This window comes from Brevibacillus laterosporus (genome assembly GCA_007833815.1).
GTDB classification, from domain to species: Bacteria; Bacillota; Bacilli; order Brevibacillales; family Brevibacillaceae; genus Brevibacillus_B; species Brevibacillus_B laterosporus_D.
In genome coordinates, this window is record CP033464.1 from 865,378 (window position 1) to 891,759 (window position 26,382).

Here is a 26,382-nt window from a genome sequence, read left to right on the forward strand (position 1 = left end):
TTCCTAAGACTGATTCTTATTTAAATATTAAATATTATAATGATTAAACATTATAGATATCCCACATCTAGTTCTACATACACAACACATTTTTAAAAATAGTAAAAAAATGAGGGATAGGAAATCATGAAGAAAATGACTCGAAGCACGAATCTCGCCGTTCTACTATTATCTACGCTCGTTTTCACAACTTCCACACCACCTATTAGCGTATCTGCATTGGAATCATCCGCACCAGCTACTTCTAGCTTACATGGTCCACAAGACTCTAAAGAAGTAGAAGCATTTGCTGATCAAATACTTGCAGATAAAATGAAGAAGTTCAATGTTAATGGCTCTAATTTTGTTGTCGTCAAGGACGGAAAAGTAGTAGTAAACAAAGGCTACGGATATGCAGACAAGGAAAAGAAAACCCCTGTTGATAAAAACACTGTCTTTCAAATCGCTTCTGTTTCAAAAACGTTTACAGCACTAGCCGCGATGCAGCTCGTAGAACAAGGAAAAATGAATCTCGATCATGACATACAAGAGTATCTTGGCGGATTAAAGGTACCGAATCAAACAGGAAAACCACTAACCTTGAATCATCTGCTCACTTATACAAGTGGTGTTGATCTTCCTGATATAACAACATACGTATCGCCTGAATTTATTGATAAAGACATTCCAATGAAAGAGTTTTTGGTTGACCATATGCCAACTGTGGTAAGGACACCTGGAGAAGCTTATACCTATGACAACTTTGGATATTTATTGGCAGGATATGCTGTAGAAAATGTGAGTGGTATACCCTTTGCACAATATATGGATAAGAAGATATTTAAGCCGTTAGGTATGAACTCAACTAGTGCTCGGTTTACACCTGAGCTTCTCGCAAGAATGGCCACCCACTATAAACCTACCGGTGAGGCACATGAGACAAATGGACATGCCCCAACCGATGGACCCCAAGGTAGCATTATATCTACAGGAGATGACATGTCCAAGTATATGATTATGCAGCTACAAAAGGGGAACTTTGAAAACAAAGAAATAATTAGTAAAAAAGGCATGGATCAAATGCACACTTACCAAGTCTTTGCCGAAAAATCAATTCCAATGACAACTGTTGGGGGATTTGAAGGGTACTTTAATAATCTTATGAATGGTCAGCATGTGGTTTTAAAGGGAGGAAGTATGCCTGGACATCAATCCTTGATGGTATTATTGCCTGAGAAGAATGTTGGTCTCTTCATGTCCTACAATAATGATACAATGATGAGCTTGGAAGTGTACGAGGCGTTCATGGATCACTATTACCCTCAGAAAAAAACTCCGAAATCTACCTACGTGCCTCTAAATGAAAAGGACGCTAAAAAGTATCTCGGAATATACCAAAATACGCGCCTATTTTTCTTAAAATCTAAGTTTTCGTATGCAAACGGCAATTTGGTTATGGAAACAGGTACTAATGGTAAGCACACTCTGAAAATGATCAATCCTTTGTTATTTGAAGATGAAGCCGGAAATAAATTGGCTTTTAAGAAGGATCATAAAGGAAATATCGAGTATTTTTATTATTCAAATCCAAAAAGTTTGGATTTTGTTTCAGATGCACAAAAAATACACATGAAGCAACCTTTTTCAGATGTCCCTGCTAACAGTAAATATAAATCATATATTGATAATCTACACGCATTTGGAATCATGGGAGCAAAATCTGGAAACCGTTTTGATCCACAAGGTACCATGACCCAAGCGGAATTTGCGAATACACTTTTTCGTGCTCACGGATGGTATGGAGTTGCCTCCGTCATAGATGAAAATAAACAGAAGATGATAGAAGGCATACCTAATTTTGATGCGAATGCTCCAATCACACGACAAACGGCAGCTGTTATGATCCAAAATTTAAAACAAGTGAAACCTACAAGGAAAATTACGTTAACTGGTCAAACAGATACTTGGGCAGTTGATGCAATCCGTGCATTGATTTCAACAGGAATTGTTGATCCAGACACCAAGGTTAATCAAGATGGTTCTGTAGATTTCCGTTCCAAACAGCCTTTGCTTCGTCAAGAAGCTAGTGCCTTACTTGATAAAGCTTTTGGCTACTACTCTTCACTATAAACACTACTCAAAAAATAACCTTTGTTAGAAACGTTACCAACAAAAAGAAGCGTCAAAGGAACGAGGTTGTTCTTTGGCGCTTCTTTTTTATAAGCATGAAAATGATTCATACCATTTTCTATGCTTGTAACATTTTATTTAGAATAAAGGTTTCAACTACCTTTGCCACACCATGGTTCATATTAGTATCTGTCACATAGTTAGCTACTTCTTTAATATCATCAGGTGCATTGCCCATTGCGACACCAAGCCCTGCAAAGGTAATCATAGCAAGATCATTGTAGCTATCGCCTATAGCAATAACTTCTTCTTGTTCAATTCCTACCTGCTTAATGAGCTGGTGCAAGCTAGTTCCTTTGTCTACACCAGCCTCTGTGAACTCCAAGAAAAATGGCTTAGATCGCATCACACTCAATTTACCCTCTAGCTGTTTTTGCAGTTTCTTTTCCACGATAGCTAGTTTTGTAGGCTCGTCTACCATTAGTACTTTTACTACTGGTCGTGTAATAGCTTGTTTAAAGCTATCTACTTCTTTAATGTGCATTCCTGTAATTTCAGATTCTTTTTTGGTATACGCAGTAATTGTTTCTGCTACGATATCATCTCCATCATAGGTAAGAATCGAAACATCTTCTTTTTTACTAATGTCGTATAGGCCATGCACCGTTTCTACTGGTAGTGTGCTACTAAATAATTCTTCTTTAGTTTTGTAGTTTATAATTTTTGCACCATTAAAGGATAAAATGAAGCTCCCGTATTTTTCTAGCTCTAGCTCTTCTGCAATATGTATCATTGCGAAGGTGGGACGACCAGATGCGAGAACCACTTTTACTCCAGCTTCTTGTGCCTTCATTAATGCTTTTTTTGTACGTGCTGAAATGGTGTGGTCATCTTGAAGCAGAGTATCATCTAAATCGAGGACAATCATTTTATAATTTTGCATCACAAAACCATCCAATCTCATCTAGTTGTAGAAATCAACTATAATCATAACATTGAAGTTGCAATTAATGTGTAAAAAAGGTTAGATGGATGACTTTGGTTAATGAAAAAAAAACTAGTTTTTTCATAAAAAAGAACGCTCATAGGAGCGTTCTAAGGAGAAATGAATGGAATTAAAAGCCTGGATCATACACGTACTGTATTACATTGGGTTTACTAGCTTCTGCGACATGAGAGAAGGAATCAATAGAACCCACAGAAATAACCATTGCTAACGTCATAAAAATCATTATAATTGCCTTTTTCATCTCAATCCCTCCTAAGCTAACTAATTAATTTTATTTTGTATAATTCTATTATATACGTCTTGAAGCTTCTGCACCATTTGTAAATCTACAGATTTTTTTTCGCAGAAATAATAGGAGAGAATACTCTTCATACATTCATTAATTTCATGATAAGCATTTATTTTTCCATATATTGACATACTGGTAAGATAACTATTTAATCCTTCTTCAAATGCTTCAACTAATATTTGATAGGTTCCTTTATTTTGATAATATAATCCCATTGAATAATACTTATAAGGTGTTTTCGATTCAACTCTCAAAAAATTGTCTTCTTGACTAATTAAATCTGCAATGGCTTCAAACTTTTCCATTTGTAAATATAGCTCAAACAACTCATTAACTGCATGAATTCGTGAGTCCTCACTAGTATTTTGTAAGCAATCTAGTAGTAATGGAATAGCTACTTCATAATCTTTTTTCTTTGCCTTTACTATTGCACGAGTCAATGTAGCTGATTCATGGACAAATTGAAAATCAAAAGTTTTATAAATAGATAGATATTTTTCTACCTCATCATATTTCTCTAATAATAACAGTGCATTAATCATAGCTAAATAAGCTCTAACTTTTAACTCGTTTATTGTATTGTCTTCTACAAGACCTGTCTTTGTTAATTCAATGCATTGCTGATATTTTTTTATAGCAAATGCATGAAGCCCCATTCTAAAATAGAAGGTATTTTTCTCGTCCTCGGACAAAAAATCTACATAGTGAATGATTTCTTCACCAATTTTAAATGACTCCTCCAGATTTTTGAAATCCTGTCTTTCAATTAGATATTTTTGTAGGGACGGTTTGGCTATATAATTTGGTATTCCATGTACTCTCGCATACTTGATGATAGCACTATAAAGAGTGAGTCTAATCTCATTACCTGTGATGCTATTACATAGATCATAAAGACGCTCTAATGCTGTATATGTATCTTCTTGAGGATTTTCAAGGATTTTTTGAGCAACCTTACCTATTAACGTTGTATTAGATAGTTCAATCATTTCTAGTAGTAGCTCGTATAAAATTTCTACTCGTTGTTGTATCTCTATATAATTCTCTATAATCTCTTCGTATGGTAATACTAATACCGTTGTAATTGCTTTAATTGTTCGAAGCTCTGGTCGCTTCGTTTCACATGATTCTATTTTTGAGAGTACTCCCTTGCTAACACCTGATAACCTTCCCAATTCTGATAAACTTAGGTTTGCTTGTTGTCTTTTATTTTTTATTAATTCACCTAGAGAGGAGTAAAGTACCGCTTGATTTCCTTCCATCATATTCCCACCTTAGGACATAATTTCTCAGGACAAAATGAGAGAATGGTATACCATTCCATTCATTACTCCTCTATAATTCTAGATTAGTTGTATATTATTGTAAATATAAATAAAGTTTAGTAGTGAAATTATTGTTAATTAAGTGATTTATTAATGAAAATAAAAGTAAAATTATCCTTTTTTAGATAATTGCCTTTTTCGAACAAACTTCCATACGCCATGTATTCGAGTAGCTCCTCCACTTCCTGTAAGCGTTTGGATAAATGGTTAGCTCATTTCCTCCTATTTAGATTTAGCACATTTTCCATAACACCACATTTCTCATTAAGGGTCTTATCCTGTTATAATCACTATAAGCAAATCAAAGCGAAAGTCAGAACGTTCCGACTTTCGCTTTTTCACTTATGGAGGTTGCTATGAGATTGCATAGGGGTGAAATATTATTTCGCCAAGGAGAAACTGGCCCGCTGTATCACCTAAAAAGCGGCTTATTGAAAATTGTTAGAATTCATGAAGATGGAACAACAACCTTAGTTAATATTATTGTACCTAATGAAATCATCCCACACCATTCTCTTATCAGCTCCAATCCCTATTTTGGGACCGCCGTCGCACTCGTAACTTGTGAGATCGACATCCTCTATGAACGGGAATGGTATCAGGAGCTACAGAAAAACCCAGACAAGTGCCGGACCATTGCCTTGCAGCTTCAGGAAAAGCTACGAATGATGCAGCATCGAATTGACCAATTAACCGAAGTGTCTGCCGCAGATAAATTGCGGAAACTCCAAGCTTGGTTTGAATTCTATATTTCTCCCACTACTTTGACGGATGTGCTAACACAGGATGAAATCGGGCAATTTATCGGACTTCGTCGTGAGACTGTAAATAGATTGTTACGAGCTCAGTCTGCCGCTAAATCCGACTCATAGTTGCCGCTGGTTAGAGAGGGCTCTCCCGCTTTACCCAAGATCTTACAGACTACCTGCCGGACCAAAAAACTCAAAATGAATATCTGCTTCAGCAATTTTATATTCCTTCAGGTTGCTGTACAATGCCTTCATAAAAGGCATCGGACCACAGAAATAGAAGCTGACATCTTTAGATGGAACCATTTCTTGCAATGTAGCCATATCTACATAGCCTTCTTTATGAAAAACATTTGTGGCTCTGTCGTGATCCGTCGGTTTGTCATAACACCAGTAGACCGATACCTGTGAGTGCTGACTAGCAAGCTCTTCCACTTGTTCTCTCATAGCGTGAACATCCCCGTTCTGAGCTGCATGGATGAAGGTGATTTGTCGGTTCGGATTAGTTTCTACCAGTGTGTGGAGCATACTAACTAAAGGCGTTAATCCGACCCCACCGCTAATGAGAACTACAGGACGATCATCTTTTTGATCCAGAACGAAGTCCCCTGCTGGTGCCGAAAGCAATACGACATCTCCCTGTTCAACCTGTTCATGTAAATAGACCGATACCTTCCCAGCAGGCTGGTCCTGCTGGCCGTCCTCTCTTTTAACAGAGATCCGATAATAAGGTTTTCCCGGAGCGTCAGACAAGCTATATTGACGAATATGGGTATTGGACTCGCCGGGAATTTCCATTTTCACACTAATATACTGACCCGGTTCAAATACCGCAATGGCTTCTTCATCCTGTGGAACGAGATAAAATGAAGTAATAACGTCACTCTCCTTCACCTTTCTGTCCACTCTAAATGCCCTAAATCCTTCCCAACCGCCCTCTTGCTGTTCAGCTTGTTCATAGAGCTCAGCCTCGACACCGATAAAAGCATCTGCTATTACACCATAAGCTTCCGCCCATGCCTGCAAGATTTCATCTGTAGCCTGACTGCCGAGTACATCCTTAATCGCAGCAAGCAGATTCTCTCCAACAATCGGGTAATGCTCTGCTCTGATTCCAAGACTACGATGTTTATGACCGATCTGTTTCACAACAGGGATGATCGTTTCCAATTTGTCTATATATTGTGCCGCGGCATACACAGCGTTTGCTAGAGCGGTCTGTTGTTTTCCTTGCTTCTGATTGGCATGATTAAAAATATTCAAAAGCTCTGGGTGATGAGTAAACAATAATTGATAAAATCGTTTTGTAATATCTAATCCGTGTTTTTCCAATACGGGTACTGTAGATTTAATGATTTGAATTGTTTTTTCACTTAGCATAATCATTACCTCACTTTCGTTTTGCGTGGTATGAACCAAGTATATAGAGTGAGGAATGTCACCCTATGTGATTAAGATCACTTTAAAAGGCACAGATTTGCGAAGATAATTCATACTTGTATATTTTCATACAACAGGTAATAATAATCGATTCCCCTTCTTTTACTCTCTTTTCAATATGACTTCCTCCCCAGTCACACATAAAATCAAGAACTTTAGTAAGTGTTTGCCCATAATCAACCAGTGGAAATACCGTAGGCTTTACTATCAGCTGCAAAAAAATGTGGACCAGTAAATGCTTAAGGTTTTTGAAGCGCTTACCCGCTCTTCCTTCTATGACAAGACAATTGTTATTTTTACATCCGATCACGGTGAACTACTTGGGGCTCATGGCAATCTTCATCAAAAATGGTATTGTGCTTATGAAGAAATGCTGCATGTCCCCTTTATCATTCATAACCAAAAACTCTTTCCCCAGCGTAAGCATTACAATACACTTACAAGTCATGTTGATCTGCTGCCCACCATGTTAGGATTGGCCAATGCCGATGTAAGAGACATCCAAAGCCGCTTACGAAAAAAATTCAGCGAAGTTCATTCCTTAGCAGGCCATGACCTTTCCCCCTTTATCTTGGGGCAAAATAATTCCAATCCAGTCGAAGAACCAATCTATTTCATGATGGACGACGATGTTACGCGAGGTCAGCACCAGATCAACCCTTTGGGCAGAACCTATCCTTTTGTTATACACGCTTGGAACCAAGCATGCAATGAACTAAGCATTGATAAACCGTTGTTTAAACTAAAACAGCAATCCTATTGAGAGTCTTACTCCTGGTATATGCCCTATAATCCCAACCTCTAAGCTTATCATTCCACGACATTACCGATGTAAAGAGATAGTCTCTTTTTACTTGCTTAATATTTCCTTGATAAACTTGTCTTTATTAGTAAGAAAATACTTTGTTATTTGATAGTGTTCTATATTCTCATATTCAACTTCGGTAATCGTTTCACCATCGAAGCTTAACAGGGTTGCATTGGGATACCCCAGTAAAATGGGTGAATGAGTAGCAATCAACAAAATAAAAAGCATTATATAATACAAAAAATTCATTAATTGACTTATATTTCAAAATATTTTATTATATTTGTAATAAATTGTAAAAAGGGGAGTTTTATTTGAATTTAAAATCTTTTTTAAAATCAGGTGTTATTGTAACATTTTTACTTACATCAGTTGTTCCTACAACGTTCGCAGAAGAATCAACAAGCATTCAAATTACAAATTACGAACAAAGCCCTATTAACTATGATGCTACTGTTCAATTTACTGATCCACAATTAGCTGGCACAGCGAAACCTACAACTCAGGGAGGGGTTAGTACGCAAGGAGTAATTCGTGAAGAATACTCTCATTCTTATTACAATTTTGGATCAGCCAAAATCACTGACTACAATTTAGATAAACGAACTGCAGACACCTTTTTAATTAGTGTTGCTAGAGGACAAACAGTAACACTTGGTAAAACAGTTACTGTTTCAGGTTCTATTGAGTTCAATACCTCTGTAAGCACCGAAATTAAAAAAGTAATTAGTCTAGGCTTTGATTTGAAAGCAAATGGATCTTACTCTGATTCATTTTCATCTTCTACTACCTTTACTGGTCCTTCAGAATCTTCAAGCAAGCTACATCGGGACTTCTATGGGGCTATTGGCTATGATAAGTATACAGTTAAACTCAAGAAATACGATGTATACAAAGTTTATAATGGTAACGCTTATATGAGAGATGAGACATATAGTGCAGGGGATATTACAGTTTCAAGCGTTGATAGACCTAAAAAAATTTCTTACTCTAAAGATTTTTAATGATATATGATTAAAAAAATCCTCTGTATCATTTCAATGATGTCATTGTTATTAGCTTCGTGTGATAAAGAAATGATTAAGGAGCCTCCTAGCCCTCAACCTCTAACGGATGGGAAGATTACAATGGGTAATTACGATCAAATTGAGCTACTAGAAATATCCATACGCAAAGCTAATGTAATTGCTGGTAAAAAGCTAAATGCTCTTGATTTTAGAGTTCCATTCAAAGCAAAGAAACAATTAAGAAAAGCTGATTTAAGCAAATATCAAATAGTATTACATTTTAGTGAGAAACAAAAATCGGTACTACAATACGAGAATATAATACTTAATAGTGGTACTACTCTTGATAAATCGCAGAATATATATTCTGCTGATTTGGTTGTCGCTGGTGATCATCTAACAGAAAAAGCTCTAGATACTTTCATAAGTGAAAATGAGAAAATTCTTGTAAGAGTTAACTTCGATGAAAAAATGCAATATGAGAAAGAAATGGATCCTAAAATCCAAGATGATAACTAATCATCTTGGATTTTATTATATACTTGAATCAATTTCATAGAGGCTTATTCCAAAAGTGAATAGACAGTCCATTCGGTACCTATCTTGTTTTTTTGAAAAAATTCAGTTTCCGTAAAGAGTCATACAGTTGCAACAAGTCATTCCGATTTTTATCCTTGCAATTAAGTTAGGATTCACTTACTATATCATCATGAAGAAAAAACCACATGTTGACAGTAAAAAGAAAGATATTTTACAAGCCGCTATGCGCCTATTTGCGACAAAAGGGATTGATGGCATCTCGGTTAAAGAGATTGGCCACTTAGCAGGTGTTACGGATGCCGCTATTTACAAGCATTTTAAGAATAAGAATGAGGTAGCATCAGAGGTGTTTTCCCAGTATTGCAATAGCTACACAAAAATGGTCGATTTTTATGTAAGTCAACCTGGAACGTTTCTTAGCAGATTTGACCGTTTAATCGAACAGCTAGTAGAGATGCACGACGAGGATCACTGGGGATTGCTACTGCTGTCTCAGCATCACGATGTTTATCAGCAAATTGCTCAGAAAAACATGAGACAGCCGTTAGATGCTTTGAATGAATTGATTCTTCAAGGAATCAAAAGCGGTGAATTGCCTGAACAGGATGCAAGACTCTCGGCTGTTCTGATTATTGGGGCTTTTACGGGCTTGGCAGTCTCTAGTTTTCAGGGTGAGCTCCCTAGCCAACTAGAATCATTGGCTTCTATGATTAAGGAGAGGCTATTGGCTTTATTACAGTAGAGATGATATATGTGTCCATGGTTTTAAAACATGATAGGTCAGCATTGACCTTTTCTTTTTCACAATAAAGTTAGTAAATGCTAACTAACTAAATTTTGCAAGAGGCTTATATATGAAAAAGATCCTACTTATTCAGGGAAATCCCGTGAAGGGGAGCTATGGAGAAGCACTAGCGGCTGCTTATCAAAAGGGTGCAGTGTCAGCAGGTGCTGTGGTGAAAAGCTTACGTTTGGCTGATCTTGATTTTAATCCTAACTTAGCTGGCGGCTATAAAAATAAACCCCAGTTGGAGGATGATTTGGTGCTAGCTCAGCAATTAATTAGCTGGGCCGATCATCTCGTGTTCGTCTATCCGATCTGGTGGGGTGCTCCACCTGCATTGCTAAAGGGATTTCTCGATCGCGTCCTCATGCCGGGCTATGCTTTTTCCTATAAAAAGGACTCATCCCTCCCTCAGCAATTATTGAAAGGAAAATCAGCAAGACTGATCGTCACGATGGATTCACCGTACTGGTACTTCAGTCTTTTTCAGGGGAAGCCGGGCCATCGGATGATGAAAAAGTCTATCTTGCAATTTTGCGGTATCAATCCTGTAAAAATCACAACCTTCAGTCAGGTTGGTAAGGCAGGTGATGAAAAGAGAAAGCAGTGGCTGGAGGCTGTGAACCAATTAGGCAAAAAGCTAGGGTAGTTGTGCGTGCCATAACATAAAAGGAGGGATTTTGATGAGAGCATTAGTCGTAAAACAATTTGATACACAGCCTATTTTAGAAATAGAGGAGCGTCAGGATGTAACACCGAAAACAGGAGAAGCGGTAGTCCGTATTCATAGAGCTGCTCTGAACCCACTGGATCTGGCGATTATGACAGGTGCTTTTCCACATGTGAAACAACCGCCTCTAATCCTGGGAACTGAAGCGTCAGGCGTTGTCGTTACATCATCTGTATACGCACCGGGCACAAGAGTGATTGTGTCAGCTCCTACGCTGGGAATTCTTGAGGATGGAGTGATCCAAAATTATGTTTCCGTACCAGAATCGTACGTACTCCCATTACCTGAATCGTATAATTTCGACGAAGGAGCCGCGTATTCGGTTGCCTATGTGACAGCCTATGTGGCACTTACCCAGTATGCTCAGGTGAAGCCGGGTGATTACGTAGCTATCACAGGGGCCAGTGGATCTGTAGGCTATGCTACGATTCAGGTTGCGCAAGCCCTTTGTGCCAATCCGATCGCAATTGTGTCGACCTCACTAAAGGCCGAACAGGTTCAGAGTGCACGCCCCTATGGTGTCATCGACTTATCTCAAGAAAATGTACAGGACGGTATAGCGCGAATCACCAATGGTTTCGGAACTGACCTGATTATCGATCCAGTTGGTGGAGAATTAGTGGAACAGCTGATAGCAGCGGCAGCACCTAACGCAAGATTCGTCAGTATTGGTGATGCTGCAGGGCTGACTACAACGATAAACCTGATGGATATTATCGTGAAACAGATTCAGATCGTGGGACTCAATATTCTTACCCTCCCTCAAAATACGATTGTTGATGCCTACCAGAGCTTATTACCTATGGCGGAAGCTGGACAATTACGCCCTCTCATCGACTCTCGTTTTCCAATCGAGGATGCCGAGCATGCGATAGCTAGGCTATTATCGCGTAAGGCAGTGGGAAAGATTATTTTTCAATTAGAGTAGATCGAATGCTACCTTTGTTCGCTTAGCAACTTATGGATGATTTAATAGTCCGTATTTCGATTACAATTGCAACCCAAACATAACCCTTCACACTTTTAACGAAAGATAGGATGATAATAATTATCATTTTTTGTGTCAACATTATAATATGCTTATATTTTTTCTTTATCTTTTGGTGGGGGTAATAAAAAATCCCCAACATTGTGGGGATTGGGTGATCATGCCTCTTTTCGTAAAATAATGCTGTGATATAGCTGTCTCGTAATTACATAGTAGGTCGTACGGATTACGAGGGGAATTACTGTTGGAAGCCAGATGCTTATGTATGGATCGAGGCTCCGATGAACAGATCAAGCGCCTGAGGCTCTTTGATCTGAAGGAGCGCAAAGTAATCGACTGAGCTTGTGGGAGGAGAAATTTGGCGATCAAGAACAAGCGCATATCTACTATAAAAAAAGCTTATGAAAACAATAGGCAGAGAGCATTTGGCTTCATTTGACTGAGAATGGATATTCCTTTGGCAACTTAAAGTGGCTCATTTTTTATACATATGACAATCACCATTTGACTTTTATGAAGAATATTACATCTATAATAATGAAAATCACTAATACAATAAAAAGCACCAAAATTTTTTTATCTCTATTGTATTTCTTAGATAAGCGACTTATCTAAAAAAGATATTTAAAATCATTGCAGACGTAATTTGAAGTAGGGAAATTATTTTACCAAATACCCCAATAAAAAAAGAGAGTACTAACCCCAAGACTAATAAGAATATTTTCTTTTTGCTTTTTCAAAACTGAACTAGCTTTTTCCCTAAGATTACTACTACTTTTTAATTTAATTCTTGGTATAAATAAAGTTTGTATAAAGTAGACAAAAATTAAAGTGATAAAACCTATAACAAAAAACATGAATTTGTCAATTGTCTGATAGCTACTAGGCTCTTTTAATAAAATAAACTCCTTAATAATAAATAGTGAAATTAGAATTGTACTTACTGTTGAAATCAATGGACTCCTTAGGGCCTTTTTCCAAGTTTTATATGGCTCTAAAATGTTTTTTAGCTTAGTTTCTGTGTTTATAATCCAATCTTTCTCATTAGAATAGATTTTAATTTTTGAAGGATGTTTTATGGATTCAAACTCTTTAAAATCTATTAAAATAGCCTGGTTTTCAGATAAACTATCAAAATGTACTTCAATAGAAAAAATAGCATTTGATTCATCAATTATTTGTTCTAATGTATCAAAGTTGTTAAGTCTAATTGTTCCAAAATCACTTTCAATCTTTATAGAAGATAATAAAGGATGAATAAGTAAATCCTGTATATTTTTTAATGACAATAGAAGTGTATTTGTATTAGGAAATCTGTAGAAATCCAGCGATACACTTCTATCGTATTTATATTTTATACCATTTAGGAAACTATCTTTCATTTCCTCTCCCATGCCCCCTATATCGAACTCATTTATTGAGAAGCCTTCTTTAAATAATAATGCTAAATACTATGAAGGTAAACCAAGGATTGGAAACATTTGTTCCATTTGAAGAGAAAATTAATCTTTACTTCCCGCTCCCCTCATCGGGAAGAGATGGCTATTCCTCCATCTCCAATCTGGCATCGGTTAGTATATTTATTTTTCATGTATTGATATGAATGAAAATCGAAGGATATTATACCTTGTCACTAGATTATTAGTACCAAAATCATACCGGTATATATTTCCTTTATATTTCATTTCACTTAATTTAAAGAAACTTCTACTTTATTGCCAATTAGGTTTTGAATGTAATGATTCCATCCATTCTTCTAATGTAGATTTAATTTCATATCTGTTCTTTGAACATTTTTCTTTTTAAATATCCCATTTTTTATTGGCAACTACCAATCTATATTACCCGCTTAAATGTGAATCCATCCTAAATCGATTATCAGTATATTGTCATTAGGTATTATCCATTCTCCATGACTAATTTCCATCTTGATAATTTGGAGTATATCCTCTGTAGAATGGTTCCAATTTCCTTAAAAATATTGCCATCTTGTTCTAATTCGGGATAAACATCACAATAATTGTTATAGCAAATAGCAAACCCTTGGGATATCCTTTGTTCCATTAAATTCATATAGACGATATTCCTTTCTCACATTTCAGATATACTCATTCTTTTATAAAACAAGTAGCCTTGAGAACAAGGCTACTACCATTATAATACCATATTTTACCTATTTGTGATACGGTTCTCCGTGGTGTATTTAAACGAGGTTATACTTTACCTAAATTCCTACTAGATTATCAGTTGTATGAGGTTTTATAAATTCATCCTGTAAAATCTCTTCAATCAAGTTAGTTCCTTTTGCTACTTTATTATTTCCACCTAGTTTTATATATTTTTTGTAAACATATTCGGTACACACTTTAATGTTTTCTTCAGTAAACTGTTCTAATTGTATTCTACTCAACTGTTCAGGTGTAATATCTAAAGAACCTACAATTTTGGCTGCACAAACATACATTACATAAAATGAAATATCGGATTGCTCACTCACAGAATATAAACCCAAATTACTGATTGAGTTTTTAACTTTTTTTCCTATTACAGCAGCATTATAATAACTATCTAGAATTTTATTATTAAGATACAAATGATTATATGTATCTTCGTCATTTAATAGTGTAGAGGGTCTCGCTCTAGCATAGTTTGGTTTCTTTAATAAAATTGATATTAGGCACTGCGCAAGAAACTGGATACTAATAATTTTATCTTTGGGTTTTCCTTCATTTTTATAGAAGTTTTTTCTTCTATCATAAAATAAATCTTTAGTTTTCAAGTAGCTTTCAATCTCTCTGTGAATGCTATCTGTTCCTCTCAAAATAGCTTTAGGAATAGCTGTTTGGCTATTAGTAGCTAAGATAATATTATCCCTAGAAGCTTCATTATTAGGAACTATTATCCTTACTAAAACTTTTCTATTTTCTTCTAAGTCCTCTTTTTCTTTGGAAATAAAGTAGTTGAATATCTCTGTAGATGTTTGTAATCCATTAACGATTTCAGGATTCTTTATCTCAAACACCTTTGTAGATTTCTGATCTATTTTACTTGCTAACATCGTTATCCCATTATTTAGCCACCAAAAATCTTCTACCGAATTACTTTGACTTAGAGTTTCTGCAATTTCTTTGTTGACGGTTGTATTCCCTTGATAATCTCGTACATTAGCCTCGAAAATATGTTTTATTAATTTGTTATTCTCATTAGTTATAAAATCAAAGTACTGTTTTAAATTAGCTAAAACTATATATTCTTTTTCCTCTTGTACAATTATAGGAGTTTCAGAGATGTGCAAAACAAATTCCGTTTTCGAAGGTGCATCATATAATGCGAGGATTTTCTGAGCATCAATATAATCTACACTGATAGTAGTATTTGGACTAGGGTATAATACTTTTAATTTATCCATCATCTCATCAGCTTGTTGTTGCACATTAATATGCACTTCATTACCAATACTTGTATAAAAAAACTTAAAATTTACTTTTGGTGATTTAGTAATTAAGTTTAAAAAAGTGTTATGGAATCTTTCGAAAAATTCTAATACATCACTGTTATACCTTTTTGAAAAATCATTATGCTGAAATGATTCTAAAGAAAAAAGATTATCAACAATACTTTTCCAACTGCTAAATGCACTTTCTCTAAAAGATGTTTCAAATTTTGATTGAATAATATATACATCGAGTGTAGGATTCTTTTTTATATTTCCTAAAGGGGTATCGTCCATAATTAACTCCTCATTTACAAACAAAAACAGTCCATCACATCCTCCATCATTCCCACTGCCTACTATCCCTTTTTCTAATTCTTCGTCACTTAGATCAAATGACTTTAAAATTAAGCTAGCTGAATCAATTTCATAAAGGCTTTTTCCAAAAATAATTAGACTATCCCTACGGGATTAATGCTGTTTTTTTGAAAAAATTAAGCTGCTACTTTCATCCTACTTGCCAGTTCCTACGAATTCGATCCACTGCTAACTTGGAAGCATTATAAACAAGAGTAACCAAGTCAAAATGGACTTTTGCCCTCTTTCCTGTGCGATATCGGACATTGTTTAGCTGAAAGAACTCCTTCAAATAAGCATGTACTCGCTCTACGGCTGTTCTCTGGTCATATAGTTCTTCCCACGTTTTTGTTCCTCTGGCTGGCGCGGCGTACTTTCGAAGATCGGTTTCAGCCTTAATTTTATAGACTTTTTGACAGAGAGAATCCTGATTCAATGGACAGTCTTTACATTCTTTTGGCCGTACAAATTTCAACGTTTTGTACTTCTTATCATAACTGTCGTAACGATAAGAGCATTCTCGGACACAAGTTGGCGCAAAATGTGAATCGAATCCAACCATTTCTCCTTCATTCCGCTTGTTGTAAGCAATAATCGCTTGTGCGTTCATTCGTCCGACTTGTTGATAGATCGGGACATAGTCATATCCCGCATCCATGATTGCATATCGCATGTGATTGGGCAGTACAGTTTGAATTCCTTTCAACAAAGGAATCGCTGCTTTCCCATCGTTCATACTTCCAGAGGACATGAGGGAGCAAAGAATATATTGACTTTTCGTACTGACTGCAAGATGAGCTTTGTATCCAAACCAAAACATGTTCTTTCCATCACTATTTTTCTTTATTCCCCAAGCAGGTTTGATAGGAACTTGGGACCGTAGGTCCTCCAACGTCACATCCAATTGAGCTACAATGTTTTTTTCATATAAGGACTTCTGGGCTTCCTTTTCTTGCTTTTGCTTGTCGTAGATATCTTTTTCTGCTTTTGATTTACGTCCGCGTTTTTTCAATTCTGGTTTCGTCTTTTTTTCTTTTGCCACACCTCGATCACGGGATTCAAAATGGGTTGCATCGATGGCAATTGCTTCATCGCCTATGAACCCTTCCTGTATCGCTTGCAACAGTAACTTGTCTTGGACTTTATCGAGGTGTGCTGTTTCAGAAAGCTTCTGAACGAGACGAGAGTACGATGCCTCGGAAGGAAGATTGTCAGAAAACAGAAAACCGCATTCCATTCGAAAGATAAAGTCATGTTTTAGTCGTTTTCGTAAATCTTTCACAGTGGGAATTCGTTCTACGATTCGAGCGACCAGAGAATATAGCATGGCAGCATAATTCAACTCGGTAGGAGCACCATATATCGACTTTTTGGAAATAGAGAAAAGAAGCGGTTCAATGTCAAGAGTGGAGAAAATAGCCTCAAAACGTTTGGGAGGTTCTAAGTCGAATAATTCTTGTATATCAAATAGGCTTCCTTGTTTTATAATAGACATTGGGAGTCACCACCACCTCTTAAGTTTGGGTCGCACTTAACTTATTAGAGATTTGGGGAGGTACTCCTTTTTCTATGCTCAAAAACTCTTGGGCCCGTAGGGCTCTGATTTATGAAATTGATTCAGCTGAAAAGAATTCAAAATAATTATGTAACATACTATTAAATTGGGCATCATTACTAATACTCGTTATTCCATTTTCTAATAAACTCTCTTCAAAGCTTTTTTTTATTAGTTGTTTTGCAATCAACTGAGAATTATCCATTTTCTTTGACAAAACTATCAACACCACCCAAATACTCATATATATGAATCAATTTCATAAAGGCTTTTTCCAAAAATAATTAGACTATCCCTACGGGATTAATGCTGTTTTTTTGAAAAAATTAAGCTGCTACTTTCATCCTACTTGCCAGTTCCTACGAATTCGATCCACTGCTAACTTGGAAGCATTATAAACAAGAGTAACCAAGTCAAAATGGACTTTTGCCCTCTTTCCTGTGCGATATCGGACATTGTTTAGCTGAAAGAACTCCTTCAAATAAGCATGTACTCGCTCTACGGCTGTTCTCTGGTCATATAGTTCTTCCCACGTTTTTGTTCCTCTGGCTGGCGCGGCGTACTTTCGAAGATCGGTTTCAGCCTTAATTTTATAGACTTTTTGACAGAGAGAATCCTGATTCAATGGACAGTCTTTACATTCTTTTGGCCGTACAAATTTCAACGTTTTGTACTTCTTATCATAACTGTCGTAACGATAAGAGCATTCTCGGACACAAGTTGGCGCAAAATGTGAATCGAATCCAACCATTTCTCCTTCATTCCGCTTGTTGTAAGCAATAATCGCTTGTGCGTTCATTCGTCCGACTTGTTGATAGATCGGGACATAGTCATATCCCGCATCCATGATTGCATATCGCATGTGATTGGGCAGTACAGTTTGAATTCCTTTCAACAAAGGAATCGCTGCTTTCCCATCGTTCATACTTCCAGAGGACATGAGGGAGCAAAGAATATATTGACTTTTCGTACTGACTGCAAGATGAGCTTTGTATCCAAACCAAAACATGTTCTTTCCATCACTATTTTTCTTTATTCCCCAAGCAGGTTTGATAGGAACTTGGGACCGTAGGTCCTCCAACGTCACATCCAATTGAGCTACAATGTTTTTTTCATATAAGGACTTCTGGGCTTCCTTTTCTTGCTTTTGCTTGTCGTAGATATCTTTTTCTGCTTTTGATTTACGTCCGCGTTTTTTCAATTCTGGTTTCGTCTTTTTTTCTTTTGCCACACCTCGATCACGGGATTCAAAATGGGTTGCATCGATGGCAATTGCTTCATCGCCTATGAACCCTTCCTGTATCGCTTGCAACAGTAACTTGTCTTGGACTTTATCGAGGTGTGCTGTTTCAGAAAGCTTCTGAACGAGACGAGAGTACGATGCCTCGGAAGGAAGATTGTCAGAAAACAGAAAACCGCATTCCATTCGAAAGATAAAGTCATGTTTTAGTCGTTTTCGTAAATCTTTCACAGTGGGAATTCGTTCTACGATTCGAGCGACCAGAGAATATAGCATGGCAGCATAATTCAACTCGGTAGGAGCACCATATATCGACTTTTTGGAAATAGAGAAAAGAAGCGGTTCAATGTCAAGAGTGGAGAAAATAGCCTCAAAACGTTTGGGAGGTTCTAAGTCGAATAATTCTTGTATATCAAATAGGCTTCCTTGTTTTATAATAGACATTGGGAGTCACCACCACCTCTTAAGTTTGGGTCGCACTTAACTTATTAGAGATTTGGGGAGGTACTCCTTTTTCTATGCTCAAAAACTCTTGGGCCCGTAGGGCTCTGATTTATGAAATTGATTCATATAGTTAATTATAACAAAAACAGCCCAACTAAATCACTTAATAAGGTTTCATCGAATAATCCCTAAACCTCATTTACTTATGATAAGGCTCACCGTACCGTATCTAAGAACATAGTTTGTTATGAGCAGAAGGTAGTTATTACTGTTTGAAACATTAATACTAATAGAATACCCATGAATCCTCTATATTTCAAGAATCATGGGTATTTTTATTAGTTACTAGTCCTCTATTAATGAAAAGGCTACACTTTGTTGATTAATCTTACAACTAACACACAGGGCTTATTTAACAAAGTAAAAACGTCCGAATTTTAGGATTCGGACGTTTTGTTTGTATAACGTTTATAATCGGTACTCGTCTTTTATGAGAGACTTGCCGGATTGGTCATAGTTGAGAGAATGACTATAATGTTTTGAACCAGCCCTTGTAAGTCCCATCTTTGTACAGTTCAAGAGTTCCTTTGACGCTAATTGTTTGGAATGTAGCTATTTCCCAGAGACCAAATCTAAATTTTGAACCACCTGTCGTTACAGCATCGGTGTCAGTGTTGTAGTTTTCACTTACCAGTTGCCACTGACTAATTACAGGCAAAGCCCAATATTTAGAGTAAGGAGTAGACCATGATTTTACCTTTTTACCGTCATATTTAAAATCTTGATATAAGGTATACTCAGCTAAATCTAAGCCTGTCCAACTCTCGATTAAATAGTCTACTTTAGCGGTTTTACTACTGGTGCTATCGGACTTATTTGGTACTAACGTTTGACTACTTGTAGTTTCTGCCCCTGTGTTAATAGAAATGGAGCTTCCATCCTCAAATACAAATCTCTCGTTACCTTCGCTTTGAATTGTATTCATAGCTTTTTCTATTTCTTTAGAGTCAAGAGCCTGAATCAGTTGTCCATTTTTGAGGATATGTTCCTCAACAATTTGCGTTTTTTCTTCGTCAGTTAAATTATCTAGCTTTTCCTGATTCAAATTATCTCTCTCACCAACACGGATTTCTCCTAGATCAATTGGTTTTTTCTCAGTTGCCAGTGCCGAATTAGCACCCACCAACGAGGTAGTCCCCAAGACAAGTGATAGAGCTAGCGCTGAAGCCATTTTTTTCATTGTTATTTCCTCCTTAAATTGGCATTTAATAATAAAAATGGTAATATGTTTGTTAATTATCAATGTTTGATGAAAGGGGTTCTACTTATGAAAACAGTTAAACTAAGTAAAATATCAATAATTGTTATGGTTATAACTTTTTTGATTTTAATCATCAACATCCCAACAAAAGGTGTAAATTCATATTTCTGGGCAGTAGTAGCTGTTATTTTTAGCAGTATACTTGTTGGATTTATTAGTGAATTTATACTTAGTTTATTTAGAAAAAAATGAATTTGGAGCAAAAAGGAATGCTTATAATTGGAGAAGATAAAACGATCTATCTTCTGTTAATCATCTCGTTCCTTTTTGTTTTGTTTCAAGCAAGATGTCCTTAGCTTCTTTTTTTAACTCAAGTCGGCGTTCAGACCATTCTAGTTTTAATTCTTGTTTTCGTAATATTCTAGCTGGCTCTATCAATTTCAATTTCTTGATAGGAGTCACCCCATACCAACATAATGAAACCCCCTCTAGCGTCTTAAAGGAATAGCTGAAAAACGGCTGTTTATATGCCCCAAAGGGGTTCGTAAGGTTCCCGTACAGCGTATTCTCATCGACAACCAGTTTAGCGTTTTGTAAGCTTTTGAAAGACAACAATGTACTCATCTAGTTGTTGACTAATATGCAATACTTCTGGATGTAAAAAGGAACCTTTTTTGAAATACCGATGCTCTAACTCTTTACGGAGGACTTCTATAAGCTTCTGTAAATTGTTTTCTAATTGAAAATTTTCTGTTTTCTTATCCTGTAAATCAGTGGTAGAATATCCTTGAGTAACTTTTTTTGTTGCTCAAGGTGGGGGTGTTCCGATGGTCGTCAAACTAACGGGAACGCCCTTCTCTATTGTTAAAAAGCATAGGCTAATAACAGACACCTCCTTCCTTGTGTGTATTATTTTACCATATGTACTATAAATTTCCTTCATTCAAAAAAATGTAATACGATCTACAAATTTCGACAAAATATCACAAATAAAAGAACGCTAAATTTATAGCGTTCTAAAGGGGGTAATACACGATGTTACATCAGCCTTGTGGATTATCAACATATGCTTTTACACTACTGTAGACTACATGATTTTCTGAGTTATTATAATTAGCTACAGTGAATAGCGTAAATAATACTAGTGAACCAGTTGTGATAATGGTTAAATATTTCTTCATTACTTATTCCTCCCTTTCCTCTCCTTTATTTACCATATTATATACTCCCGTTAGCTTTTTCAGAAGGGGTAATTCCAATTGTTTTGCTTTCTCACAGTGATACTTGTATATATCTTCTTGACACTCCATAATATTTTTCCGATCATTAATTTTGCTATAGAAGTGCATACTTTGGAGATAAGCCTCCATTCCCTCATCAAACAAGCCACAGTCTACAAGAAACGTACCTTTATATTTAAAGTACTTTCCTAATCCAGAAAAATTATAAACGTTGTTAAAATCAAATGGAAAGTTCTTTTCCTCTTTTTCTATAATCTCCTGGACTGAATCTACATCATTTATGTTGAGTAATGCCTCTAATAGCTCATTGACTCTATGAATTCGGTTATTTTTTGTTGCTTCTTCTACACACTCTTTTAATAAAGGGATAGCTTCCTGATATTCCCCCTTTTTCGACAGTATAACTGAACGAAAAGTTTTTGTTCGCTCAATTATAAAGCGATAGTCTAGCCTCTCATACATCTCTAGATGTTCTTCTACACTTAAAAAGTTATTCATTCGGAAGTAGGAATTACAAATCGCTAAAGCAACCCTTTCTTTTACCTCATTGTCTGTTTTATCTTCGGCATGTCCCATCTTGCCGAATTCAATACACTTTTCATACTTATTAATATCATGTGCATCAAACGACATTTTATAGTAAAGCGTGATCTTCTCTTCTTGATCTAAGAAGTCTATGTAATGCAGGATCTCTTCTCCAATTTTAAAGGAATCTTCAAGATGCTTTAAATCCGTTCTCTCAATCAAGTATTTCTGCAATAGCCCTTTAGCTATATACTTTGGCACTCCATGTAATCTGGCGTATTTAATAATAACATTATATATTACTTGCCTTGCTTCATTGTTTACGATTGAACCAGCAATATTATGCAGATGTTCTAATATTAAATATGTATCCATGCTAGGGGATTTCATGATCTGTTGTGCCACTTTAGTGGTTAGTGATATGTTAGAAATTTCAACCGATTCTAAAAGCAAATGATCTAGGATATCAATTCGGTGTTCAACATCGATATAGCGTTCAATGATTTCTTCATAAGGGATTTCTAAAACATCTGCAATCGGTTTTAATGTCCGAAGCTCTGGACGTTTCGTTTCCCCAGATTCAATCTTCGATAAGACCCCCTTACTAACTCCTGACACTCTCCCCAGTTCCGACAGACTAATACCCATCTCTGTTCTTTTCCCTTTTATCAGCTCCCCCAATGTTGTGAAAGTTAGGCTTACAATCATGTTAATCCCCTTCCCAATTTATCAGTAGTATCATTACATCCTTTATTAATCTTAACCCAATTCTAACTTTATTGTATATTTTTGTAAATAACAATAAAAAATAATAGATTGATTTATTTTTTATTATCAGAGCATTTTTGAAGGAAAATTTTGAAAGTTGGGGAGACAATGTGCTAGGTCATAAACATTCAAACCATAGCTTTAAACGGTCATAAATCCCCCCTAGATATCTTAGAAGAAGCATCTGATAAAATGTATGTTTTATCAAAAGATATCAGGGAAGAGGGGGATGGACGTTATGATAACATCTATTATCGTACGTAAATTATTCATCTAGGATGGAGCTATGGAAGTGTTCAGTCCCGTATGAATATTTGAGGGTAGGGTGTGAATGTAGAATATCCCCCCTCCTTTAGTCAATGGGTTCAACTAAAACAAAAAAAGCCATCCATTCAGGATAGCTTATCTCATAACAATTCTAAATTCTCTACTTTTTATTAATCACTTGGATCATTTGCTGTTCCCATTGTTGCGATTGTTTAATTAACTCCATCAGTTTCTTTTGTTCCCATTGTTTAATTAATTTTTCACTATGTGAACTAGCAGGAAAACTGTTTATTTCTGCTTGTCTTTCTGCTAGTGTTTTAATTTTATTAGGTGTATTTACATTAAGTTTAGCATCTTTTGCATAATATGCCAGTAATTCTTTCTCGGTAACTCCTATTTGTTTAGCTGTCTCAGCAGTAGATGTTTTAGACACAGTTACAGTTGCACCAAAGTTAGCTACATTTGAGTTAACTCCATTTGAGATACTTACATTTGAGGGAGTACCTACATTTGTTTTGATTTGACCAGTTACACCTTGAGATGCAAAAGCAGAGCTTGCCATAGCGCATACAGCAAGAACCATTGTAGTTGCCATTAGTTTCTTTTTCATTGAGAAATTCCTCCTAAGTGTTTGGTGTTTTTAAAGAGTATGAAGTGAATTTCATATGTTCATATCCTTCGTTGTTTATAATGTATCAGTTCATTCTGGAGTTTATCTGTAGTTAAAATGGAGTCTAGATGAACTTAATAGTTAGAAATAAAAACGAAGCAAAGAGCTATTCAATGAGAAGAGGGATGAAGACGTTATGATGGCATCTATTAGTCGTATCGTGAATTTTTCATCTAGGGTGGCGCTATGGAAGTGTTCAGCCCCATATTGGAACAAGCACATGCTGAATGGATGTAAACTATCCCCCTTCCAAGAAGCTATTTCAGTCATCATGAAACAAAAAAAGCCATCCATGTAGGATAGCTTACTTTATAAACAAATTCTTAATGGTATTATACAAAAGGTTAACTATAAAATTTCAACACATAAAGAACCACTAGTCCACAACTTTCTTATACAGACCAACAGATAAGTAAAGTAGAGGCTAACATTCAAAAATATTTCATGCTCTTTGAGAGAGACAAGGTTTCTTCTTATATCGTTAAAGAGAAGCTTGCGCTGTATGAAAGGGAACTTGCAACCCTCAAAAAAACAAAGGAAACCGTCACATATGAATTATCCAAACCTACGATAAGAGAGGTTTCGGTAGATCAGATACAAAACATTCTTACTAATTTCTCACAGGTACTTTTTAACGTATCACCTGAGAGACAAAAAGATTTACTGCACTCGATTATCAATCGTATTACAATAAAATTTTCTAACAATATTAAAGAGCGTTGTATCGAGAACATTGAGTTGTTCTTCGATACATCTCTCCCCATAAACCTTGTGCCTATTTATGGTATGGTTCCCCCCGACTAATCCGAAACGCCCGATAAACCTGCTCCACCAGCACCAACCGCATCAATTGATGAGGAAACGTCATCTTAGAAAATGACAACTGCGCATCCGCCCGCTTCAACACCTCATCTGCCAGCCCCAGCGAACCGCCAATCACAAACGCCACCTGACTACGTCCGTGCAGCGCCAGCCTGTCCATTTCACTAGATAGCTTTTCAGATGACCACATCTGCCCTTCAATAGCCAGCGCAATCACATAATGATCCTGCTTAATATGCGCTAATATCCGCTCGCCTTCTTTGCGTTTCACCTGCTCCATTTCCGTTGCACTTAGTTCTTCTGGAGCTTTCTCATCGCTTACTTCGACGACATTCATCTTGCAATAAGCCGTCAGACGCTTCGTATACTCGGCGATGCCTTCTTTTAAATACTTCTCTTTTAGCTTCCCGACCGTAATAATCGTAATTTGCACTTCTCCTACATTCCCTTCACATGCAATAACACAATTTTGCCTGGTTGATTACATTCCATGCAGGTAGATGAGATTTCCCCTAGTTCTACTTCGTCCACTGAAAACGTATCTGGCGCAACGTCGTGATAATTTACGTAATCATCTAGCTCGACTTCTATATGCTCCATACAGCTCACACGTATTGGATGCTCTTCGTGAAGTGGTGTTTCTTTTCCCTGAATAACGATTGTTTTTGCCATAATGTATTTACCCTCGCTTTATAGTAAATCGTCTCTTACTTACTCGGTTAAAAGATCGACTTTAGATTCATATACAAATTGCTTGTATTTCTCACTCTCCTAGTCTACCCCAGATGAGTACTGAATCAAAGGTGGTTGAACATAAAAAAGGAAGCTCTTTGATAAGCTGTCCCAAAAACAAAGAGGTTGGCTCTTCTTATCCAGTCAAGATATCGCCAGCAAAACGCGGATTTCCAACGTTAAAGACATCAAGACACAAAAATAGCCGGTTTTCACCATGTTAGGGGTGTAACCGGCTTTCTTTATAGCTCAAAATCCTCATCGTCTTTATATATCCATGATAATTCTACTATTGTTCTTCTTCTCCATATAAAGCCTCAGGGTAGTACCTTTTAATAATTTCATTAGTGGTTTCTTTGTTTGTTGCATGTATAAATCTTGAGTAAACTTCTACCCCAGTTGTTAATTCCAAATCGTTAAGTTCAAAAGCATGCAATGTACATACTAATTGATCCCTAACTTGTTCACCATAGTAATTTAGATATTCATGTTCGGCCTTTTTTGCATATTCTTCTGCCAATTTACAGGCTTGTTCTATGTCTGTAGCTTTAACTACTATGATGCTTTCTTCAAAAAGTTTATTCTCTTTACTTACATAATAGTCTGCATTTATTTTATCAGGAAGTGGACCCCCTGAGTGAATAGATTCAAAAAGAACTTTTACTGAATACCATTTCATTCGGCATTCATTCGACAAAACATTTTCCATACAAATCTCTCCTCTCGTAACTAACAACTTTTAGGTATATTAAAGTAAAACCCACCCTAAATTCTAGAGTGGGTATAAGCAACACCATTATTACTTATCGAATCGTTTATCTGTCAATAGTTTTTTAGCCTTTTTCGCATTTTTATCCCCACGTTGAGCTGCTGATTCAATTTCATCTAACGTTTTATCTAGCCATTCAGTAGGGAATTCTCTTCTAATGGATCCTTTTTTCTTAGATGAAATTATATCATCAGCTGTATCTGCTTTGAACCACGATTGGAATACATCATAAAGCCATGATCCTGCATAATAAATGGCACCACCAATTGCAATAGCTCCTGTAGCTAAAAGGGCAACTTCTCCGACACCAGGGATAGCATAAACTGCTACTACTGCTGGTACCCCTTGTGGTTTAGAAGCTGGTTTACTTACAGGTACTCTTGTAACTGTCTTTTTAGAATGAGAAGACATTTTTTCTTGGGCAAATGCGCTACTTGCTGGAGCTATAGCACCCCCTAGAAACCCAACAGTAGTTAAAATTGCAATACCTTTAATTATTTTTTTGTTTATCATAAATCAT

The 26,382-nt window shown here is 36.3% G+C and carries 25 protein-coding genes and 3 pseudogenes; 10 read left to right on the top strand and 18 right to left on the bottom strand.

From position 1 onward, the window contains the following. The first annotated feature begins 126 nt into the window (after positions 1-126). Positions 127-2,109: a penicillin-binding protein gene (locus EEL30_05255; protein QDX91828.1), complete on the top strand. Its 1,983-nt coding sequence runs from the start codon at positions 127-129 to the stop codon at positions 2,107-2,109. Between the two features lie 118 nt (positions 2,110-2,227). On the opposite strand, the gene EEL30_05260 is transcribed toward EEL30_05255, so the two are convergent. Together EEL30_05260 and EEL30_05265 are read right to left on the bottom strand one after the other, a co-directional pair. Beyond that, on the bottom strand, positions 2,228-3,052 hold the full coding sequence (locus EEL30_05260) for an HAD family phosphatase (GenBank protein ID QDX91829.1): 825 nt from the start codon (positions 3,050-3,052) through the stop codon (positions 2,228-2,230). A gap of 327 nt (positions 3,053-3,379) precedes the next feature. After that, complete coding sequence (locus EEL30_05265; protein QDX91830.1) at positions 3,380-4,672, bottom strand: XRE family transcriptional regulator; 1,293 nt, start codon at positions 4,670-4,672, stop codon at positions 3,380-3,382. A 416-nt stretch (positions 4,673-5,088) separates the two neighbouring features. On the opposite strand from EEL30_05265, the gene EEL30_05270 reads away from it, so the two are divergent. Continuing rightward, on the top strand, positions 5,089-5,604 hold the full coding sequence (locus tag EEL30_05270; protein ID QDX91831.1) for a Crp/Fnr family transcriptional regulator: 516 nt from the start codon (positions 5,089-5,091) through the stop codon (positions 5,602-5,604). A 42-nt stretch (positions 5,605-5,646) separates the two neighbouring features. On the opposite strand, the gene EEL30_05275 is transcribed toward EEL30_05270, so the two are convergent. Further along, positions 5,647-6,861, bottom strand: coding sequence for an NO-inducible flavohemoprotein (locus EEL30_05275; protein QDX91832.1), 1,215 nt, complete (start codon positions 6,859-6,861; stop codon positions 5,647-5,649). Positions 6,862-7,039: 178 nt separating this feature from the next. Between EEL30_05275 and EEL30_05280 the strand changes: the two are divergent. Further along, positions 7,040-7,684 (top strand): annotated as a pseudogene (locus tag EEL30_05280) (DUF229 domain-containing protein). Between the two features lie 87 nt (positions 7,685-7,771). On the opposite strand, the pseudogene EEL30_05285 reads toward EEL30_05280, so the two are convergent. After that, positions 7,772-7,942, bottom strand: a pseudogene (locus EEL30_05285) (AAA family ATPase). A 101-nt stretch (positions 7,943-8,043) separates the two neighbouring features. On the opposite strand from EEL30_05285, the gene EEL30_05290 reads away from it, so the two are divergent. The 5 genes from EEL30_05290 (at position 8,044) to EEL30_05310 (ending at position 11,718) form a co-directional block, all read left to right on the top strand. Beyond that, on the top strand, positions 8,044-8,733 hold the full coding sequence (locus EEL30_05290) for a hypothetical protein (protein QDX91833.1): 690 nt from the start codon (positions 8,044-8,046) through the stop codon (positions 8,731-8,733). Between the two features lie 123 nt (positions 8,734-8,856). After that, a complete protein-coding gene (locus tag EEL30_05295) occupies positions 8,857-9,255 on the top strand; it encodes a hypothetical protein (protein ID QDX91834.1) in 399 nt (132 codons plus the stop codon). Between the two features lie 190 nt (positions 9,256-9,445). After that, positions 9,446-10,018, top strand: coding sequence for a TetR/AcrR family transcriptional regulator (locus tag EEL30_05300; protein ID QDX95674.1), 573 nt, complete (start codon positions 9,446-9,448; stop codon positions 10,016-10,018). A gap of 112 nt (positions 10,019-10,130) precedes the next feature. After that, positions 10,131-10,709, top strand: coding sequence for a flavodoxin family protein (locus EEL30_05305; protein ID QDX91835.1), 579 nt, complete (start codon positions 10,131-10,133; stop codon positions 10,707-10,709). Positions 10,710-10,743: 34 nt separating this feature from the next. Further along, complete coding sequence (locus EEL30_05310; protein ID QDX91836.1) at positions 10,744-11,718, top strand: hypothetical protein; 975 nt, start codon at positions 10,744-10,746, stop codon at positions 11,716-11,718. 725 nt (positions 11,719-12,443) lie between these two features. On the opposite strand, the gene EEL30_05315 is transcribed toward EEL30_05310, so the two are convergent. The 6 genes and pseudogenes from EEL30_05315 to EEL30_05340 form a co-directional block, all read right to left on the bottom strand. Then, positions 12,444-13,172 carry a hypothetical protein gene (locus EEL30_05315; protein QDX91837.1) on the bottom strand — a complete coding sequence of 243 codons (729 nt, stop codon included), beginning with the start codon at positions 13,170-13,172 and terminating at the stop codon, positions 12,444-12,446. A 318-nt stretch (positions 13,173-13,490) separates the two neighbouring features. Next, a pseudogene (locus tag EEL30_05320) lies at positions 13,491-13,851 on the bottom strand (hypothetical protein). Between the two features lie 151 nt (positions 13,852-14,002). Further along, a complete protein-coding gene (locus EEL30_05325) occupies positions 14,003-15,508 on the bottom strand; it encodes a hypothetical protein (GenBank protein ID QDX91838.1) in 1,506 nt (501 codons plus the stop codon). A gap of 211 nt (positions 15,509-15,719) precedes the next feature. Beyond that, positions 15,720-17,063: a transposase gene (locus tag EEL30_05330; protein ID QDX91839.1), complete on the bottom strand. Its 1,344-nt coding sequence runs from the start codon at positions 17,061-17,063 to the stop codon at positions 15,720-15,722. A 400-nt stretch (positions 17,064-17,463) separates the two neighbouring features. Beyond that, complete coding sequence (locus tag EEL30_05335) at positions 17,464-18,807, bottom strand: transposase (GenBank protein ID QDX91840.1); 1,344 nt, start codon at positions 18,805-18,807, stop codon at positions 17,464-17,466. 529 nt (positions 18,808-19,336) lie between these two features. Continuing rightward, positions 19,337-20,047, bottom strand: coding sequence for a hypothetical protein (locus tag EEL30_05340; protein ID QDX91841.1), 711 nt, complete (start codon positions 20,045-20,047; stop codon positions 19,337-19,339). Between the two features lie 87 nt (positions 20,048-20,134). Here EEL30_05340 and EEL30_05345 point away from each other — a divergent pair, with 87 nt between their 5' ends. After that, the gene (locus tag EEL30_05345) at positions 20,135-20,320 is read left to right on the top strand and encodes a hypothetical protein (protein QDX91842.1); all 186 of its coding nucleotides are present in this window, start codon (positions 20,135-20,137) and stop codon (positions 20,318-20,320) included. Positions 20,321-20,380: 60 nt separating this feature from the next. Here the strand turns inward: EEL30_05345 and EEL30_05350 are convergent, their stop codons facing one another. From EEL30_05350 to EEL30_05365, 4 genes are all read right to left on the bottom strand, one after another. After that, entirely contained in the window at positions 20,381-20,680 is a 300-nt protein-coding gene (locus EEL30_05350; protein ID QDX91843.1) for a hypothetical protein, read from the bottom strand. Beyond that, on the bottom strand, positions 20,652-20,783 hold the full coding sequence (locus EEL30_05355; protein QDX95675.1) for an aspartyl-phosphate phosphatase Spo0E family protein: 132 nt from the start codon (positions 20,781-20,783) through the stop codon (positions 20,652-20,654). The genes EEL30_05350 and EEL30_05355 overlap by 29 nt, the downstream gene beginning before the upstream one ends. A 469-nt stretch (positions 20,784-21,252) precedes the next feature. After that, positions 21,253-22,542 carry an XRE family transcriptional regulator gene (locus EEL30_05360; GenBank protein QDX91844.1) on the bottom strand — a complete coding sequence of 430 codons (1,290 nt, stop codon included), beginning with the start codon at positions 22,540-22,542 and terminating at the stop codon, positions 21,253-21,255. A gap of 487 nt (positions 22,543-23,029) precedes the next feature. Continuing rightward, complete coding sequence (locus EEL30_05365; GenBank protein QDX91845.1) at positions 23,030-23,479, bottom strand: hypothetical protein; 450 nt, start codon at positions 23,477-23,479, stop codon at positions 23,030-23,032. A gap of 504 nt (positions 23,480-23,983) precedes the next feature. On the opposite strand from EEL30_05365, the gene EEL30_05370 reads away from it, so the two are divergent. Then, positions 23,984-24,343 carry a hypothetical protein gene (locus tag EEL30_05370; protein ID QDX91846.1) on the top strand — a complete coding sequence of 120 codons (360 nt, stop codon included), beginning with the start codon at positions 23,984-23,986 and terminating at the stop codon, positions 24,341-24,343. Here EEL30_05370 and rlmH read toward each other — a convergent pair. The 4 genes from rlmH to EEL30_05390 form a co-directional block, all read right to left on the bottom strand. Further along, positions 24,315-24,794: a 23S rRNA (pseudouridine(1915)-N(3))-methyltransferase RlmH gene (gene rlmH, locus EEL30_05375; protein QDX91847.1), complete on the bottom strand. Its 480-nt coding sequence runs from the start codon at positions 24,792-24,794 to the stop codon at positions 24,315-24,317. The two genes, EEL30_05370 and rlmH, sit on opposite strands and share 29 nt — an antisense overlap. 5 nt (positions 24,795-24,799) lie before the next feature. Next, complete coding sequence (locus EEL30_05380) at positions 24,800-25,033, bottom strand: CxxH/CxxC protein (GenBank protein QDX91848.1); 234 nt, start codon at positions 25,031-25,033, stop codon at positions 24,800-24,802. 349 nt (positions 25,034-25,382) lie between these two features. Continuing rightward, a complete protein-coding gene (locus EEL30_05385) occupies positions 25,383-25,802 on the bottom strand; it encodes a DUF4288 domain-containing protein (protein QDX91849.1) in 420 nt (139 codons plus the stop codon). A gap of 90 nt (positions 25,803-25,892) precedes the next feature. Then, complete coding sequence (locus EEL30_05390) at positions 25,893-26,375, bottom strand: hypothetical protein (protein ID QDX91850.1); 483 nt, start codon at positions 26,373-26,375, stop codon at positions 25,893-25,895. Between the last annotated feature and the right edge of the window lie 7 nt (positions 26,376-26,382).

Bases quoted from the DNA above. Each gene is read 5' to 3' on its own strand.
- EEL30_05370 (QDX91846.1), top strand. From the start codon at position 23,984: ATGCTCTTTGAGAGAGACAAGGTTTCTTCTTATATCGTTAAAGAGAAG.
- EEL30_05310 (QDX91836.1), top strand. From the start codon at position 10,744: ATGAGAGCATTAGTCGTAAAACAATTTGATACACAGCCTATTTTAGAA.
- EEL30_05265 (QDX91830.1), bottom strand. From the start codon at position 4,672: ATGATGGAAGGAAATCAAGCGGTACTTTACTCCTCTCTAGGTGAATTA.
- EEL30_05365 (QDX91845.1), bottom strand. From the start codon at position 23,479: ATGAAAAAGAAACTAATGGCAACTACAATGGTTCTTGCTGTATGCGCT.
- EEL30_05295 (QDX91834.1), top strand. From the start codon at position 8,857: ATGGGTAATTACGATCAAATTGAGCTACTAGAAATATCCATACGCAAA.
- EEL30_05330 (QDX91839.1), bottom strand. From the start codon at position 17,063: ATGTCTATTATAAAACAAGGAAGCCTATTTGATATACAAGAATTATTC.
- EEL30_05390 (QDX91850.1), bottom strand. From the start codon at position 26,375: ATGATAAACAAAAAAATAATTAAAGGTATTGCAATTTTAACTACTGTT.
- EEL30_05315 (QDX91837.1), bottom strand. From the start codon at position 13,172: ATGGGAGAGGAAATGAAAGATAGTTTCCTAAATGGTATAAAATATAAA.
- EEL30_05325 (QDX91838.1), bottom strand. From the start codon at position 15,508: ATGGACGATACCCCTTTAGGAAATATAAAAAAGAATCCTACACTCGAT.
- EEL30_05340 (QDX91841.1), bottom strand. From the start codon at position 20,047: ATGAAAAAAATGGCTTCAGCGCTAGCTCTATCACTTGTCTTGGGGACT.
- EEL30_05300 (QDX95674.1), top strand. From the start codon at position 9,446: ATGAAGAAAAAACCACATGTTGACAGTAAAAAGAAAGATATTTTACAA.
- EEL30_05260 (QDX91829.1), bottom strand. From the start codon at position 3,052: ATGCAAAATTATAAAATGATTGTCCTCGATTTAGATGATACTCTGCTT.
- EEL30_05270 (QDX91831.1), top strand. From the start codon at position 5,089: ATGAGATTGCATAGGGGTGAAATATTATTTCGCCAAGGAGAAACTGGC.
- EEL30_05385 (QDX91849.1), bottom strand. From the start codon at position 25,802: ATGGAAAATGTTTTGTCGAATGAATGCCGAATGAAATGGTATTCAGTA.
- EEL30_05275 (QDX91832.1), bottom strand. From the start codon at position 6,861: ATGCTAAGTGAAAAAACAATTCAAATCATTAAATCTACAGTACCCGTA.
- EEL30_05305 (QDX91835.1), top strand. From the start codon at position 10,131: ATGAAAAAGATCCTACTTATTCAGGGAAATCCCGTGAAGGGGAGCTAT.
- EEL30_05345 (QDX91842.1), top strand. From the start codon at position 20,135: ATGAAAACAGTTAAACTAAGTAAAATATCAATAATTGTTATGGTTATA.
- EEL30_05335 (QDX91840.1), bottom strand. From the start codon at position 18,807: ATGTCTATTATAAAACAAGGAAGCCTATTTGATATACAAGAATTATTC.
- EEL30_05380 (QDX91848.1), bottom strand. From the start codon at position 25,033: ATGGCAAAAACAATCGTTATTCAGGGAAAAGAAACACCACTTCACGAA.
- EEL30_05255 (QDX91828.1), top strand. From the start codon at position 127: ATGAAGAAAATGACTCGAAGCACGAATCTCGCCGTTCTACTATTATCT.
- EEL30_05360 (QDX91844.1), bottom strand. From the start codon at position 22,542: ATGATTGTAAGCCTAACTTTCACAACATTGGGGGAGCTGATAAAAGGG.